This window comes from Tenacibaculum jejuense, from assembly GCF_900198195.1.
Lineage (GTDB): Bacteria > Bacteroidota > Bacteroidia > Flavobacteriales > Flavobacteriaceae > Polaribacter > Polaribacter jejuensis.
The window spans coordinates 4,333,883-4,350,268 of the sequence record NZ_LT899436.1 but is presented as its reverse complement, the minus strand read 5'-3'; the positions used below and the strand labels follow the sequence as shown (position 1 = coordinate 4,350,268).

The following is a 16,386-nucleotide window of genomic DNA, read 5'->3' as shown; positions in this document are numbered from 1 at the left end:
AAACGCCTTTTTTAAATTAGAAAGACGTTTTTGAAGTATAAAATTTTAATCTTATTCTACATAAATGTTTCCGTTTGTTCTAATGTAAATGGTAACATCTTCTTTGTTATTATTGGTTACTTGATGTTCTGCTTTAGTAGTTGATGTAAAATAACTTCCTGGATCTAACGTTTTTATTTCTTGATTTAGAGGTAAGGTATAGTTTAATTTCCCTTTGATAATAACTGCATGTAAAATTGTACCATCTGTTTTAATTTTCCCATCAAATTGTTTTGGAAGTTTTATAAAAAGACCTTTGGTTTTATTCGTGTTTTTGCCTTCCCAAAGAAAACTGATTTCAGCATTACTTTTAGAATCGATCCAATTTGTTTTAGTATGATTTAACCAAACAACATTGTTAGCACTAATATTTACAGGTCTCTCTCCATTATCGAAAGCTTGATCTATTGGTTTTACTAAATAAGGTCCGTGATCAATCTCTACATATGCAATATTTACATTTCCTTTAGCAGAAGTAATATGAGATTCTCCTTTTGGCTGTGTCCAAAATGAACCTTTAGGCATCCACATATTTGCAGCAGCTGGATCATCATTATGAATTAAGCCTTCAATAACTACTGCTCTGTAAGTTACATTATGAATATGCGGAGGCGAAGAAAACCCATCAACAAATTTTGCTAAAAAACCTGTAGCTACTTTTCCTTTTCGATCTCCCCAAATGGTTCCGGCTTGTGGACTTTTATCTCCTCTTGCAGGATTTAATTTTTCCCAAATAATTTCAGAACTAAGTACAACTTTATTGGTAGGATTCTCAATTTTAGAAACTTCTTTTTTTTCTGTTTGATTACAAGAAATAAAGAAGGATAAAACGAATAAACTAATAATTATTTTCTTCATTTTTAATGTCTTTTGATTCACAAAACTAGTTATAGCTTACAGCATTATCAATAACTATCATTTTTGATAGTTGCACTTTTAAGAATATTTTTAGATTATAAAGAACTTTTCAATCCCTATACAATAACAAAAAAAATAGTAGTGAAAAACTAAGAGAAGCTAATTGTTCGTTAGTAATATACGATATCTTGATTGACCTGAAACATTAAATTAATATTTAAAAAAAAGGAAAACCACATTTTTAAGTGCGGTTTTCCCATTTATAAGTTAAAAAGATTTCTTTATCTGGCAGTTTTAAAACTGATATTTCAATCCAAGTTGTGCTCTCCAGCGAGAATTAATTCCATCTAAAACCCAAGGTGTAGCGTTTTCATCTAAAGTAAATTGATACACAGGTTGATTATTCTGAACACCTCTAAATTCTAATAAGTTGAAATTTGAGTTTACTACGTTAGGAACAAAAACTAATCGTCCCCAATTTTTATGAATTAAGTTTAAAACATTAAAAATATCTAAACTGATTTGTAAATTCGAATTATTTTCAAAAGGAAGATTGTATACAAACTTAGCATCTAATTGATGATTCCAAGGTGTTCTACCTCCGTTTCTCTCTGCATAACTTCCTCTATTTTCTCTCAAATAATCATTATTCTCAATAAAAGCATCTAAACGATTCCATTGTTCTTGAGCAGAAACCAACACATTTCCATTGGTATCAGTAATATCTTGTAATTGAATTTCTCCTTGATTTGCAGGAATATAAACTAAATCATTTCTAGATGATCCATCTCTATTTACGTCTCCTTGATACACTACAGAATACGGGCTTCCTGAGGTTCCTGTATATAAAGCAGAAAGTTGTATTTGATGTTTGTTTTTGAAGTTGATATTGTAACTGTGAGATGAAACAAACTTATGACGCAAATCGAAATTAGAAAACGATACATCTGGATCGTGAGAGTTTATTGCCTGATTCCATTCAAAGTTTGCAGCAGAAGAATTACGAACAGTACTCGATATTTCTTTACTTTTTCCATTTGTATACCCTAAGAATCCAGAATAATTGTCGGTTTCTTTATATAAGCCAAGATTGATGTTATAACGGTATCCTTTGTTTGTATTACTTAATAAAAATACATTGGTAAAGTTGTCGTTTACACGAGTTCCATTATAAAATAAACGATTATCTGCTCCAGAATAATTACCAAATTCTTGTCTTCTATTTATCGATTGAAAGAAAATTCCTTTTAAAACATCAGTATAAGTTGCTTCAGCTGTAAATCTAAACTTCCTTGGTAATTTTGCTTCAAAGTGTAAGCGAGTTTTCCATTCTCTTGGTAATTCAAAATCATTATCAATTAAATTGATTTCTGTTAAACCTGGCTGTTGAGCTGCTAATGTTCCTAAATTTTCTTCTAAACGAACTGTATTTCCATTAGGGCGAATATCTACATTAAAATAATCTGTTCCAGAAATATATTCTGCATATGCAAACCATAAATACGGAATTCTACCTGTAAATAATCCGCTTCCTCCACTAAGTTTATATTTCTTGTCTTCATCTAGCGTATACTCAAAACTTACTCTTGGATTGATATGCGGATTTACTTCTATTTGATTCGTGAAATTACTGAACTCAGGAGTGTTTCTAACTAACGGACTTAAAGGTAAATCATTTAATAATAACTGGTTGTCTAATCGAACACCTAAATTCAAAGAGAATTTATCACTGATTCTTATTTTATCTTGAAGATAAAAAGCTGAAGTCAAAACATCAATTGTTGCTGAAGGACGATTATTTACAAAATCAAAAGAATTGTTTGTAACGTGGTATACTCCACGAATTCTAGAAGGTCTATCATTTAAAAAATCATCGACAGAACGATAAGCCCAACGTCCATTCCATGCAGTTAAAAACCCGTAATCAATATCATTGTATTGAAATAATAATCCACCTGTAATCGTATTATTATTTTTATAATACGTTAACTTATTGGTAAGTTGAAAAGTGTTCAGGTTTGTATTGTAAATAGAAGCTTCTCGATATGTTCCGGCAAAAATTCTATTAGAAGAATCGTTAATTTCTATATGTGGAAAAACTCTTCCGTCATACGAACGATCTTCCTTTACTTTTGTGTAACCGAAAGTTAAAATATTTGATGTGTTTTCAGATAAACTAGAGTTTAATTCTAAAGTAGTACCGTTAAGAATACTATTGTGTCGGTATCCTTGATTTCCAAAATTAAAAACCGCTTGGTTCCATTCTAAATTATCAGCAAAACTCTTTACAAAGTTGTTACGTAAAGTAAGTTTGTGTTTTTCTGAAATATTATAATCTAAACGAGCAAAAATCTTCGTAGAAGCAGTTTCAATATCACTGCTTTCAAAAGCACCAGGATCATAATTATAATCTGTTCTTAATTTATCTGCAATATCAATCACAGTTTGTTGACTAATATTTGATCCTGAAGAACCCGGAGCTCCGATAAGAGGAGTTTTACTCAACGCTTGCTCAACATTTACATAATAAAATAGTTTATCTTTTTTTATGGCTCCACCAACGCCACCACCAAACTGAATATCATAAAAACTATTCACTTCTTGTTCAATTCCATCAGCAAAAGAACCAATTAATAGTTGATTATTTCCATAGCCATATATTTCGGCTTTTGTAGTATTTGTTCCGTTTTTTGTAACCACATTAATATTGGCTCCTGTAAAGTTCCCTATACTTACATCAAACGGAGACGTTTTTACAGAAAGCTCTTTAATTGCTCCGAAACTAATAGGCTGACTACGAGATAAACTTCCCGGAGTTCCATTTGCAGAAGATCCTGCTGCACCACTTGCTGGCTCTTGAAAACCAACAACGTCGTTACTTGCTATTCCATCAATATTAAAATTATTAAATCTATTGCTTGCTCCTCCAAATGAATTCAAATTTGCTTCAGATAAGTTTCTTGTTAAATCTTGCACACTTCTACTAATTGTAGGTGTTTTTAACAGTTGTTTGGTGTTAATAACAGACGGATTTATCCTATTCGATTTTCCAGAAATTACAACTTCATCTAACGTCGCATTTTCTTCCTGTAAAGGAATATCTATAGTTAATGTTTTTCCCAACTGAATTGTAATTCCTGTTTTAACATATGTATGATAGCCAATAAAATGAACTTCGATTTTATAAGTATTTCCGGGTGGAATATTAGCAATTACATAATGACCAGATTCTTGAGAACTTGTTCCATAAGAAAAGTTAGTTTCTGTATCTGTTATAATTACCGAAGCAAAAGGAATTGAAAGTCCTTGTTTATCTGTTATTTTTCCCTCAACATTTCCTGTAGTTTCTTGAGCGTAACTGAATAAAACAGAAAAAAGAACAGCAATAAAAAATTTAATTTTCATAAGAATGAAAAATGATTTAGTTAATTAAAATAAAGGTGTGCATAGCTTATACTTTTAAGTCACTACTTAAAAGTTCATAACAAGTAAATAATATGATTAAGCTAATAGGGGAGAACCTTTATTGTGCTGACTTTTTATATAAGCTTCTGAAGAAGTACATTCAGTGTAAAAAGGGATACTGAAGACTGAAATGATTGTTAAAATGATACTTTCTAAAACAGAATTTTCAGTGTTTAAAAAGTAAAAAAGATCACTTTTAGAATCTACATCTTTTAAAGGGGTTAAAAGAAGAGGTGATAAATTTTCTTTAGTGAATAGTGTAGATAAAGCTTCTAACAATTTTGAAGTTTGCCAAGGTAATGAAGCAAACTCATCTTTTTGGAATTGTTGTTTTGAAATTCCTATTAAATATACTCCACCATCAAAAGCAGGACCTAAGGTGTTTCTATGTTCAATTAAATTTTCATGAGCGATTAAAATATGTTCTGAATTTAACTCGGGACTATCGTTACCAATAGTAATTACATGATCGTATCCTTGATTAAAAACCGTTTCAATTGCATTAGAAAATCGTTCACCGAAAGTTTTTCCTTTTTGATTGTTTTCATTGAAAACAAGAGTGTCTAAGCCTGTTTTCTGAGCTTCAGAAAGTGCTTTTTGATGTAAGTGTTTAAATAAAAGTTGACCATTATGTATTTGCTTTTCTTTTACTTCTTTTTGAGAAGTATTTGAAAACAATAAAATGGCAGTATTGGTACTTTTATTTAACATTCTTTTTAATAAAGTGGGGTATATAGTCGATATAAATTACAATACATTACTTGATAAAGCAAAAAAACGACCAAAAAGGTCGTTTTTTAACAATGAATATGCTGTAATATTATTGACTTTTAAATCTTTAATTCGTCAAATAATTCAATAAGTTTCTTGTTTGAAGGTCTAGGTGCATAAGATTTTACAATGTTTCCTTCTGGATCAATTAAAATAAAATGAGGAATTCCTTGAACTTGATAATCTAAAACGAATTTAGATTGCCAGTCTTTGTCAGCCATTAATTGAATTCCTCCTAGTTCTTCATCTTTAACCATCTTTTTCCAAGTATCATGATCAGCTTTAGCGTCAATTGAAATACTAACAAAAGCTATGTTTTTACCACTGTATTTTTCTTCTACTTTCTTTAAAAATGGAATTTCAGCTTTACAAGGTTGACACCAAGTAGCCCATAGATCAATGTATACATATTTTCCTTTTAAGTCAGCTAAAGATGTTGTTCCTCCAGCGTTATTCTCATAGTTTTCAAATGATGGAGAAACTTTACCGTCTGCAAGTTTTTGCATTGAAGTATACTGTTTCGTTAATTTTTCTTTGAACTCTTCATCATTAGAAAGTTCCATAATACCATTGTATAAAACTTCAGAGTTCGGATTACTAATAGATACCTGAAATGCTAAGCCTTTCAATATATCATTTTTTATTACATCGCTTTTTTGATTTTTTAAATAAGTAATTGCCGCAGCTTCAAAAGAAATATTTTCTTTTTTAGCATTTTTACTTGCCGTTTTTGAAAGATGATAACGAACAATTTCTTTATAAGCATCATACTTCTCAAAATGTTCCTCATTAGTAACATCTATTTTCTCCAAATCAATAGGAAAAGCTTCTGAAACTGTGAAGTCTTTATTTTTAGAAAAATATCGATACGCATCTTGGTACTTCATCATATGCGTTAATTGTTCGTATTTGATTTTAATTTTTTCTTCTTCAGCAAAATCACTATCGACTTTCTCGAGTGCTTTTTCCAACTCCTTATTTAAATTGTTCATTTTATCTACGTATGCAGATTCTTCTAGTCCGTAAAGCTCAGGAGGAGATCCAGCTCTTTCTTTGATTAGGTATTTTTGAGCTAAGAAATTATTTACTTCGTTACCTTTACCTGTGTAAACAATTGTTTCATCAAACTCTTTAGTATCCATATTTAAAGAAAGATCATAACCATCTTTTAAATAAAAAGAAGAAGATTCTTTTCCGTCACTAAAACGATGATGTCCGTTTGCATTAAAAATAGTGTCAGTAAATGAACCATCATCTAATACTTTAATAGTTCTAACCAATTCGTTTGAGCTGTTTGTAATTTTTAATTCTTTGCCATTAGGATTTTTAATATTTCCTTTAAATAGAGCGTAGTTAACGGTTTCTTCCTTACCGCATGAAACTAAAGCTATAGTAGCGATACCAAAAAGTAGCTTTTTCATAATTTTTAAGATTTAGATTGGTTTTTAATATGAAATAAATATATGTTTTTTATCAAAAACAATGCCGATTCTATATCTTATTTAACTGATTTTTAATTGTTTTATTTCTTTTTGTTGTGAATTTGCTAAAGTTATATAATCAAAAAAACGACCCAAAAGGTCGTTTTTTTGATTATAATATGTTTTGATTATTAACAGCATCCACCTCCATCATAATGGAATGTAGATTCTGAAAAATAAATATCATCTCTTCCTAAAGCTTGTAAAGCAGCAGCTGTTTTATCACAAATTGCTAAAGGTTGATTTTGTAATAAGGTGTGTCCTTTACCATCATCGAAATATTCTTCTTCACCATAGTAAATAGCAGCTTTTCCGGTAAAAATACATGGACCATCTTCTGGCATAGGATCTTTTATTGCAGCTACTTCTATAGATTCGATATAAATCAATTCATCTGTAGGGTAATTTTTTGGATCTAAAATTCTGTAAGGTTTTCTAGCTCTAATTTCTATAGTACCGAAACCAGCGTCAGTTAACATTTTTACATATTCAGCAATTGGTAAACTTCCACTTAAACATAAAGCACGTAAACGTTCGTCGTTACGTAAAGTGTCATTCATTGGTTGTTCACAAGTTGGATCACTCATTACTAAACGTCCGTGAGGTTTTAATACACGATACATTTCAGCAATAGCTTTCTTTAAATCGTCTGCTTTAAAAATGTTGAATAAACAGTTTTGAGCAGCAACATCGATAGAATTATCTTCTACAGGTAAATTCATTGCGTCACCTTTACGAAGATCAACAAATTCACTTTTAAACCAATCGTTTTGCTCTTCAGCTTCAATAAAGTTTTTTCGAGAAGCTTCTAGCATTTCGTCTACTACATCTAAACCAATAACACCATTTTTTTGACGAGAGAAGTAAGAGAATTGTAATAATTCCATTCCACCTCCAACACCAACGTATAATATTTTCGGACTATTAGTTAAATCTCTAGCATGCACTGTTGAACCACAACCGTAGTTCATTTCTTGCATGATTTTAGGGATTTTTAATCCTGGTAATTCCCAAATTGGGTTAGTAGTACAACATAATCCTACATCTGGAGTTAATGCTGCTTCTTTATATACATCTTTTGTTGTTTCTAAATAACTCATTCTTACTTGTCTTTTTTTATTAAAAAGTCTACAGAAAATTTATCAAGTTCTTTTGGTAATAATAATAAACTTACCAAAAGTATTGTTCTATACATTACATGAGATAAATCCCAAATAGGATCCTTTAAACCGTGACCAAAAGTTACAATCACTAAAACTAAGGCTAAAGTATATAAGGCATAATCTCTTTTTAAACCAATTACTAACAAAAAACCGCCGATAAACTCCGCTAAAGAAGTAAAGTAAGCAGAAAATAACAATAAAAAGTCAGGAAGTAATTCACCATAACTAGATTGGAAGAAGTTCTTGTAAACATTATCCAACCCAAATTTGAATACCTTTCCGAATCCTTGGAAAAAGAAAATAAATCCAAGAATTAGTCTAATTGTTAAAACAGCTATTTGTTTGTTAAGCATTATAGTTCTTTAATTAAATCTTTAAATATAGCGACCAAATTAGGTTCTGCTTTTCCAGCAGTTGCGATAATATCAGCAATGTCTACTGGTTGTAAATTTTTAGGATCGCACTCATCAGTTAAAACAGATATAGCGCAACATGGAATATTTAATTGTTTTGCTACAATTACTTCAGGAACAGTACTCATACCTACAGCATCTGTTTCAAGTATTTGAAGCATTCTGTATTCTGCACGCGTTTCTAATTGCGGACCCAATACACTAGCATATACTCCTTCGTGTAGCGTTATGTCGTGTTTTTGAGCAATACCTTTCAGTAAATCATTTAATTTTTTTGAATAAGGTTCTAACATGTCCGCAAAAATGTTTCCGAATTCTTTGGCTTCACCAAAAGCTAAAGGAGATTGTCCTTGTAAATTAATATGATCTTCAATAAGCATTAATTCACCTTTGTTGTATGATAAATTAATAGCTCCGGCTGCATTAGAAATTAATAAGTTTTCAATTCCTAATCCGTGCATAGTTCGAATTCCGTAAGTAACTTCCCATGGTGTATAGCCTTCATATAAATGAAAACGACCAGACATTACAACCACTTTTTTACCAGCTAATTCTCCGTAGATTAATTTCCCTGAATGAAATTCTACTGTAGCTTCTGGAAAATTTGGAATATCACTGTAAGGGATTTCTGTTTCTATTGTAATTTCATCTACTAATTTTCCTAAACCTGTACCTAATACAATTCCGATTTTAGGATTTGTAATACCATTTTCTTTAAGATAATTTATAGTTTCTTGTAGCTGTTGTTTTTTCATAAGTTTAAAAATTGTTGAAACGCAGGGTGTTGTTGAATGTCTTCAATAACATCAACATCATTTAACATTGGTAATAAATGTACACTTTCTTTTTGTAAGTCTTGTAGTGTTTCTTGTCTTACAGTTGAGGTTCCCCAAGCTTTGTTTTGGAATATTTCAGGATACACTTTTTTGCTGGCTAATAAATAATAACCACCATCTTCTGCTGGACCAATAACAACATCGTTACGATCTAATTTTTCAAAAGCTTCACTAATATGATCTGGAGTTAAATCGAATAAATCACTACCGATAATAGCAACTTTTTCGTAACCATTTTCAAAAGCTTCTGTAAATGCATTTTGCATACGTATACCTAAATCTTCTCCAGATTGTTGGTGTTTTGTATACGCTGTATCCCAAATATCGTTAGTTCTAATTTTTACAGAATAAAAAACAGCTTTATCACAAGATAAATGCTGCGTAACTTCTTTGGTTTTATTCAGTAAGAATTTATATATATCTAATGCTTTTTGATCTCCTAGAGATTTTGCAAGCCTTGTTTTTACTTTACCCAATTCTGGGTTTCGCGTAAAAATCATCAGCAAATTTTTACTCATATACTTTTATGCCCTTTTTTAACCATTTTCCCCATTCTTTATCAAAAGCATGTACTTTTTCTGTAGGCTTGTTATTTGTGTTAATCACAGTAAAGCCTTTGTTTTTCCATTCAAAAATACCTCCGTATAAATTAAATACATTGGTAAATCCTTTTTTCTTAAGCTGTTCTGCAATGTCTTCAGAGCGTACTCCGAGAGAGCAATATACTACTATTTTAGCATCTTTCTTATTCGCTAAAATTACATCTGTAGTTCTTTTTAAATCGAAATTTTGATAACCAACAAAGATTCCATTTTTAATACTGCTAACATCATATTCTTTAGATTCTCGAGCATCTAATAAAATGTAATCGCTTTTTTCTTTTGATAACTCTTCAGCAGTAATGTATGGAACAGACTCAGTATTGTATTTTTTCAATAACTGTTTTAAACTACTTTGTGAGAAAGTAAATGAAAAAATAAAAAACGATAGAAAAAATACAATTTTAGTCTTCATGGTTTATGCAACAGTTCCTTGACAGCTACTTCCTGCTCCAGCAGTACACCCGTAACAATGTTGATTGATAATGATGTTTCTGTTTTGAAGTAATTCTTCGTTATATTCAGAAATGTGCTTGACTTTACTTGCTACTTTTAGGTTTAACATTTGGTTGAAATCACAATCATATAACCAACCATCCCAACTTATAGATAAAGTATTTGTACACATTACATTTTCTACAGCCATTGGATTATAAGCTTCAACTAAAGCATACATATAATCTTCATAATTTTCAGAAGCGATTAAATAATCTAAAAATCTACTGATTGGTAAATTTGTAATTGCAAATAAGCTGTTGAAAACAATATCAAAATCTTCATGCAATGCTTTTTTGAAATCACTTTCTAAAGCTGCTTGATCTCCTGGTAAAAATGCTCCTGAAGGATTGTAAACTAAATCCAATTGAAGTCCAGAACCTTCTTTTCCATATCCAACTTCATTTAGCATTTGAAGTGCTTTAATAGACTTGTCAAAAACACCGTCACCTCTTTGTTTGTCTGTCTTTCCTCTTGTCCAGTGTGGCATAGAAGAAACAACATGAACATTATGTTTTTTGAAGAACTCTGGTAAATCGTAGTATTTTTTATTGGCTCTAATAATTGTTAAGTTAGAACGAACGATAAAATCTTTGATTCCTGCTTTAGAAGCTTCTTCAACAAACCATCTGAAATTTGGATTCATTTCTGGCGCTCCACCAGTTAAATCTAACGTGTGTGCTCCAGTTTTTTTAATAACATCTAAGCATTGTTGCATAGTTTCTGTGGTCATAATTTCTTTTCTATCCGGACCAGCATCAACATGACAATGCGCACAAACTTGATTACACATATAACCTAAGTTTATTTGTAAAATTTCTAGCTTTTTTGGACGTAAAGGAAACTGATTTGTCTCCTTTATCTTATCTGCAAATGTTGGTAATTCACCATTTTGAAATATTCCGTTAGATAATATTTCTAATTGGCGAGTAGTATTTGCCAAATCATTATTTCTAGCTAAGAGTGATTTTTTCATTGAGTTTTAATTGTGAATTAAAAATTATAAACGAAATCAAGTTCAATTCATAATTTAGAATAATTCATAGCATGATTACATTTCAAGCTTATTCACTTTATTCATCATTTGCACACCATGTACTAAAGTTGCTCCACTTTTTATAGCAGCTCCAACATGAATTGCTTCCATCATTTCTTCTTTAGTTATGCCTCGTTGTAATCCGTCTTTTGTGTAAGCATCAATACAATAAGGACATTGCTCTGTGTGTGCTACAGCTAAAGCAATTAAGCTTTTTTCACGAGCAGTAAGTGCTCCTTCTTCAAAAACTTTTCCATAATAGTCGAAGAACTTGTTTCCAAGTTCTTCGCTCCATTCTGTGATTTTTCCAAACTTTCTTAAGTCTGAAGGATCGTAATATGTTTTAGACATTGATAATTTCTTATGTGTTTAGAAAACTAAAGATACTATTTTCCGTTTAGATTCCAGTCGTAAGGTAAGTGATGGATTTTAGCATCGCTAGCTACTTTTTCATCAGCATACTTATTAATATAGTCTACAATAGAACCTTCTTTTGTGAAATCTCCTTTAAACCAGTTGAAGATTTCTGAGATGTGTATTGTTTTCTTTTTGTTTAATTTATTTCTTTTTGAATCATTTATGAATTGCTTCATTAAGCTTTCTAATTCACTATCTACATTTTTAGCTGTAAAAGCTTTATTGTGTAATTTAGGACAAGAATCAGAAGCACAATTTACACCAACATGAATTCTTGGATCGAATAACTTTTTTCTTAAAATATTATGTTCTATATGATCTAAAGTATATGTTTTACCACCAACTTTTGCAAATGGTATTTTCCATGCGCTTTTACCTTTCTTTTTAATTTTAGTGATACTCTTTAATGGGTAGTTCTCTAAAATTAATTTTATTGTATATGCATTATAAGCATTCATCCAAAAAGCTTTTTGCTTGTTTTTAGACCAAGAACTGCTAGGCGTTGTTTGGTTTAAATATGCTAAATAAGAATCTAAAGTAGCTTCATCTTTTTTTAATGCTTTATAATTAACATTTCCCTTAGTGTCTACATGTTTATTTAATAATGTATTGAATGTAGCCGTTTGAGCAATTACAGTTGCTGATAAAAATATGGATAGGATAAAAACGATTTTCTTCATGATAATTGTTATTTATAATAGTAGACGGATTTTTTACAAGAACTTTACAAAGAGTGTTCCAAAAAAAAGTACAATAATTAATTTAAATAAAAAAACCCACTCAAAGATTGAGTGGGAAAATTGCTATGAAAAAGAAAAAGTGTTCTCAAACGTCTCTGAGAACACTACAAATATAAAGCAATTAAAAAGTATAAATACAGGAAAAACATGGTTTTTTTTGTGGTATTTTTTATAGTGCTGTAAATCAACGGTTAAGAGATTGGGTTTTTATGTTAAAGTTTCTTAAAGTTTGATAGATGGTTTAAATATTACTGATTTTGGTCATTTTTTGTAAGATTTTTGTTTTGAAATACTTCTAAAGTTAGTTCGGGATATTGTAATGTATTAAGATCAATTTTTTCTGCTTTAAGATGTTTTTTAAAAAATGCAATAACAAGTTTTCTACTGATATTAATTGCTAGTTCTGGATTAATATTTCCAGATTCATTGATTGATTGTAATGGTATCATAAATGGTATGTCCATAAAGTTGCTGTGCCCTGATTGTAAAATTTTAGCTTCGTAGAAATAAGAGGTACTTTTATTGACGTATGCGTGTTTGTTGTAATTTGGGTGTTTTTCTGGCCAATCTGAAGAAAGAAAGAGAAAAGGTTTTTGAAAAGTTGTATCTACAATTTGTCCCCACTGTACACCATCTAAATTAGCTCCTGCTTTTATTTTATTATTAATTAATAAAGCTTCTCCTGCTGCTGCGCCTCCTCTTGAGTGTCCGAAAACACCAATTTTATTAAGATCTAATCTATTTTCAAAAAATCCTTCAGAATTATATTCGTTTAACTTTGCAGTAACAGAGTTAATATCTTCAGCCCAGCGTTTAATCATATTTTTTACGAAATAAGACGTCAAACTTTTTCGAACTATGGGATGACGATTTTCAAAAGTCATATTTTGTTGAAAAGCTTTAATAGATGGTTCTATAGTGTTCCAAGAATCTTTTTCAATTTTATTAGCAAACTCATAACTAAAGTATTTTATAGAATCATCAGGGAAATGTGAGCCAGTACTTTCATAGGTGTGATTTATAGCAAATATTATAAAACCATGGCTAGCAATTTCAGAAAGTAAAGCATAATAACCATTCGCTTTTGAATGATATCCATGGGAAAAAATTAGAACAGGAAACTTTTCTTCTGCGACATTAATATTTTTATAAACTTCTGTTTCTATTTTGTTCAAATAGTTAAATGTTGAATTAGGTAATCCGTATTTTTTTGCGAAGCCATATCTACCAGCTTTATCAATGTAATAGTCTTTTGTTCCTTTTTTGTCATTTGAAGGATACCAAACTTTTATTGTAAGTTCTCTTTTATCTGTTGTAATTGAAGTGATAATTTCTTCACGATTCGTTTTTAAGAAGAGGTCTTGTGTTCCTACTTTATAAGCCCCTGTTGTTTTAGGTAGTTTGAAAATAGGTAGGAGAGAAGGAAGTAAAAAACCAATACCAGTTAATAAAACAATTCCTATTGTTTTTAAAATACGAACTATAATATGATGCTTCTTTTTATGTTGTTTAATAATTGCAAAAACAGAGATAATTATTAGCACATATGTAGGAATCATTTGCCATCTGTATCCTTCCATGATTAAATGGATGAATAGTATAAGGGAAAAATATCCTAGTAAATAAGATTTCTTAGCTTTAGTGTTAATAAATTTTTTGATAAAGAGGAAGCCTAAAGTGCTTAAGATTAAAATGTATTCGAAATTTTGCATTTTGTTTTCTTACAAATCTCGTAGTCAAGGTGTTTTTATACAACGTTATATCGCTGTTAAAACTTGCTTTTAGACTGTATAATTAAGTAAGTATAATAAATGAGGAGAGAATAGAGGTTTTATTTTTTAAATAAAAAAACCGTTAAAAATCATAAGATTAATAACGGTTTAGTACAGAAGGCGGGACTTGAACCCGCACGGGCATTACGGCCCATTGGATTTTAAGTCCAACGTGTCTACCAATTCCACCACTTCTGCATGGTATTTTTAAGAGTTAGAGCGAAAGACGGGATTTGAACCCGCGACCCTCACCTTGGCAAGGTGATGCTCTACCCCTGAGCTACTTTCGCATTAGCCTTTTATAAGAACTTGTGCAATTGTTATTGCGGGTGCAAATATACAATGGTTTTTTTATTTTGCAAGTGAAAAACTATAATTAAAATAACTTTTTTCAAGTAAAATGATTAAATGTCTAGTTTTAAAAAGAAAAGAATGATCGAATAGTTGAAAAAAATGTTTTGTAAACAAAAAACCGTTAAAAATCGTAAGATTAATAACGGTTTAGTACAGAAGGCGGGACTTGAACCCGCACGGGCATTACGGCCCATTGGATTTTAAGTCCAACGTGTCTACCAATTCCACCACTTCTGCATGGTGATTAAATTTTTAATATCAAAAGTGATATGCAAATTTAAGAACTTGTGCAATTGTTATTGCGGGTGCAAATATACAATGGTTTTTTTATTCTGCAAACAAAAAACATAATTTTTTAAATAAAATATTTTTACAATGTAATAAAACTCAAAAAACATGGTGGTTACACTATTATAGAATATCTTTGCAAAAAATTTGGAATTAGCAAGGTGGGTTTAGTTTTGGTTGAAGATAAGTCGATATTGAAAACAGTTTTTTTAGATTTTAAGCAGCTTACTAAAGTAGGGCTTTCAGTAAGTGTTGTATTTACATCAATAGCCGGATATTTATTAGGTGCAGACACTATAGAATTTACAACAATACTTATGTTGGCTACAGGTGGTTTTTTGATGGTTGGTGCCTCAAATGCATTCAATCAAGTCATAGAGAAAGATATAGATAAATTAATGCAAAGAACAAAAGATAGACCATTGCCTTCTGGAAGAATGAGTCCCACAATTGCATTAACCATAGCTACTTTATTTACGATATCTGGTATTGTGATATTGTACGCTATTAATCCAAAATGTGCATTGTTCGGAGCAATATCTATTTTTTTGTACACAAGTGCTTACACTCCTTTAAAAGCTGTAACACCTTTAGCAGTTTTCGTTGGAGCAATTCCTGGAGCTATTCCTTTTATGTTAGGTTGGGTTGCAGCCACAGGTAAGTTTGGTATTGAAGCGGGCTTCTTATTTATGATTCAGTTTTTCTGGCAGTTTCCTCATTTTTGGGCCATTGGTTGGCTACAATTTGAAGAATACAATAAAGCAGGCCTTCATATGCTTCCTATGGATAAAAAAGATAAAGGAGCTGTTGTTCAAATGATATTTTATACTGCAGTGATGATTTTAATCTCTATTGCACCAGTTTTAAAGAGTACAGGTAGTTTATATATATACCCTATTACGGCAATTATCGTAGCTATATTAGGATTGTTGATGTTGTTTTATGCAATAAAGTTGTATAAATCAGAGTCAAATTTAGATGCAAGAAAGTTAATGTTGGCAAGTGTGTTTTACATCACAGTATTGCCTATTATATATGTTATTGATAAATTTTTACACTAATGAATAGAGCTCAAGTTGATAACGAGTTAAGAGTAGCGAAAAGAAAATCAGCTAAACCGATGCTATGGGTTTCACTTATCAGTATGGTAATGTTTTTTGCTGGTTTAACGAGTGCGTACATAATAAGTATGAAGAGAGATGATTGGGTAACTTTTGATTTACCTCAAGCTTTTTATGTTAGTACTGTTTTAATTGTTTTAAGTAGTATTACTTTGTTTTTATCGCATCGATTCTTAAAACAAGATAAACTAAAGATATCGTTTATATTATTAAGTCTAACTTTTTTACTAGGGTTAGGGTTTGTTTGGTATCAATATATAGGTTTTGAACAACTAAGAAATTCAGGTTTGTATTTCACAGGACCTGGTAGTACAGTTTCAGTATCATTATTATTGATCATTACTTTTATGCACGTTTTACACCTTTTAGGAGGAATTATAGTGCTAATTGTTGTTATTTATAATCATTTTAAAAAGAAGTACAGTTCCGCCGATATGCTTGGTTTTGAACTAGGTGGAATCTTTTGGCATTTTGTAGATGTTTTATGGATTTATCTATTTTTCTTTTTCTATTTCATTAGATGATTAAAAATGTGTAA

General features: G+C 30.6%; 15 protein-coding genes and 3 tRNA genes. 2 read left to right on the top strand and 16 right to left on the bottom strand.

Translation table 11 applies throughout. The features are described from left to right. Positions 1–51: 51 nt before the first annotated feature. The 16 genes from AQ1685_RS19105 to AQ1685_RS19030 form a co-directional block, all read right to left on the bottom strand. On the bottom strand, positions 52–897 hold the full coding sequence (locus AQ1685_RS19105; protein WP_095074726.1) for a DUF4437 domain-containing protein: 846 nt from the start codon (positions 895–897) through the stop codon (positions 52–54). A gap of 294 nt (positions 898–1,191) precedes the next feature. Beyond that, positions 1,192–4,302: a TonB-dependent receptor gene (locus AQ1685_RS19100; protein WP_095074724.1), complete on the bottom strand. Its 3,111-nt coding sequence runs from the start codon at positions 4,300–4,302 to the stop codon at positions 1,192–1,194. A 96-nt stretch (positions 4,303–4,398) separates the two neighbouring features. Next, positions 4,399–5,073, bottom strand: a complete 675-nt coding sequence (locus AQ1685_RS19095; protein WP_095074722.1) for a DUF2064 domain-containing protein — start codon at positions 5,071–5,073, stop codon at positions 4,399–4,401. A gap of 119 nt (positions 5,074–5,192) precedes the next feature. Then, positions 5,193–6,554: a TlpA family protein disulfide reductase gene (locus AQ1685_RS19090; RefSeq protein WP_095074720.1), complete on the bottom strand. Its 1,362-nt coding sequence runs from the start codon at positions 6,552–6,554 to the stop codon at positions 5,193–5,195. 191 nt (positions 6,555–6,745) lie between these two features. After that, the gene (arsM, locus tag AQ1685_RS19085) at positions 6,746–7,714 is read right to left on the bottom strand and encodes an arsenosugar biosynthesis arsenite methyltransferase ArsM (protein WP_095074718.1); all 969 of its coding nucleotides are present in this window, start codon (positions 7,712–7,714) and stop codon (positions 6,746–6,748) included. A 2-nt stretch (positions 7,715–7,716) separates the two neighbouring features. Beyond that, a complete protein-coding gene (locus tag AQ1685_RS19080) occupies positions 7,717–8,130 on the bottom strand; it encodes a DoxX family membrane protein (RefSeq protein WP_095074716.1) in 414 nt (137 codons plus the stop codon). After that, positions 8,130–8,945 carry a purine-nucleoside phosphorylase gene (locus AQ1685_RS19075; RefSeq protein ID WP_095074714.1) on the bottom strand — a complete coding sequence of 272 codons (816 nt, stop codon included), beginning with the start codon at positions 8,943–8,945 and terminating at the stop codon, positions 8,130–8,132. The genes AQ1685_RS19080 and AQ1685_RS19075 overlap by 1 nt, the downstream gene beginning before the upstream one ends. After that, on the bottom strand, positions 8,942–9,544 hold the full coding sequence (locus AQ1685_RS19070) for a TIGR04282 family arsenosugar biosynthesis glycosyltransferase (RefSeq protein ID WP_095074712.1): 603 nt from the start codon (positions 9,542–9,544) through the stop codon (positions 8,942–8,944). Before AQ1685_RS19070 ends, AQ1685_RS19075 begins: the two co-directional genes overlap by 4 nt. After that, on the bottom strand, positions 9,537–9,962 hold the full coding sequence (locus AQ1685_RS19065) for a rhodanese-like domain-containing protein (protein WP_317042150.1): 426 nt from the start codon (positions 9,960–9,962) through the stop codon (positions 9,537–9,539). Before AQ1685_RS19065 ends, AQ1685_RS19070 begins: the two co-directional genes overlap by 8 nt. Before the next feature lie 81 nt (positions 9,963–10,043). Beyond that, on the bottom strand, positions 10,044–11,096 hold the full coding sequence (arsS, locus tag AQ1685_RS19060) for an arsenosugar biosynthesis radical SAM (seleno)protein ArsS (RefSeq protein ID WP_095074708.1): 1,053 nt from the start codon (positions 11,094–11,096) through the stop codon (positions 10,044–10,046). Between the two features lie 75 nt (positions 11,097–11,171). Then, on the bottom strand, positions 11,172–11,507 hold the full coding sequence (locus AQ1685_RS19055) for an arsenosugar biosynthesis-associated peroxidase-like protein (protein ID WP_095074706.1): 336 nt from the start codon (positions 11,505–11,507) through the stop codon (positions 11,172–11,174). A 35-nt stretch (positions 11,508–11,542) separates the two neighbouring features. Next, positions 11,543–12,253 (bottom strand): DUF547 domain-containing protein, encoded by a 711-nt coding sequence (locus tag AQ1685_RS19050; protein ID WP_095074704.1) that lies wholly within the window; start codon positions 12,251–12,253, stop codon positions 11,543–11,545. 308 nt (positions 12,254–12,561) lie between these two features. After that, on the bottom strand, positions 12,562–13,893 hold the full coding sequence (locus AQ1685_RS19045) for an alpha/beta hydrolase (protein WP_157730290.1): 1,332 nt from the start codon (positions 13,891–13,893) through the stop codon (positions 12,562–12,564). A 304-nt stretch (positions 13,894–14,197) separates the two neighbouring features. Continuing rightward, positions 14,198–14,283: transfer RNA gene (locus tag AQ1685_RS19040), tRNA-Leu, on the bottom strand. Positions 14,284–14,303: 20 nt separating this feature from the next. Then, positions 14,304–14,375 (bottom strand) — tRNA-Gly (locus AQ1685_RS19035). 215 nt (positions 14,376–14,590) lie between these two features. Further along, positions 14,591–14,676: transfer RNA gene (locus AQ1685_RS19030), tRNA-Leu, on the bottom strand. Positions 14,677–14,921: 245 nt separating this feature from the next. On the opposite strand from AQ1685_RS19030, the gene cyoE reads away from it, so the two are divergent. Together cyoE and AQ1685_RS19020 are read left to right on the top strand one after the other, a co-directional pair. Then, positions 14,922–15,788, top strand: a complete 867-nt coding sequence (cyoE, locus tag AQ1685_RS19025) for a heme o synthase (RefSeq protein ID WP_231970215.1) — start codon at positions 14,922–14,924, stop codon at positions 15,786–15,788. Then, a complete protein-coding gene (locus tag AQ1685_RS19020; protein WP_095074697.1) occupies positions 15,788–16,372 on the top strand; it encodes a cytochrome c oxidase subunit 3 in 585 nt (194 codons plus the stop codon). Before cyoE ends, AQ1685_RS19020 begins: the two co-directional genes overlap by 1 nt. Positions 16,373–16,386 lie beyond the last annotated feature (14 nt).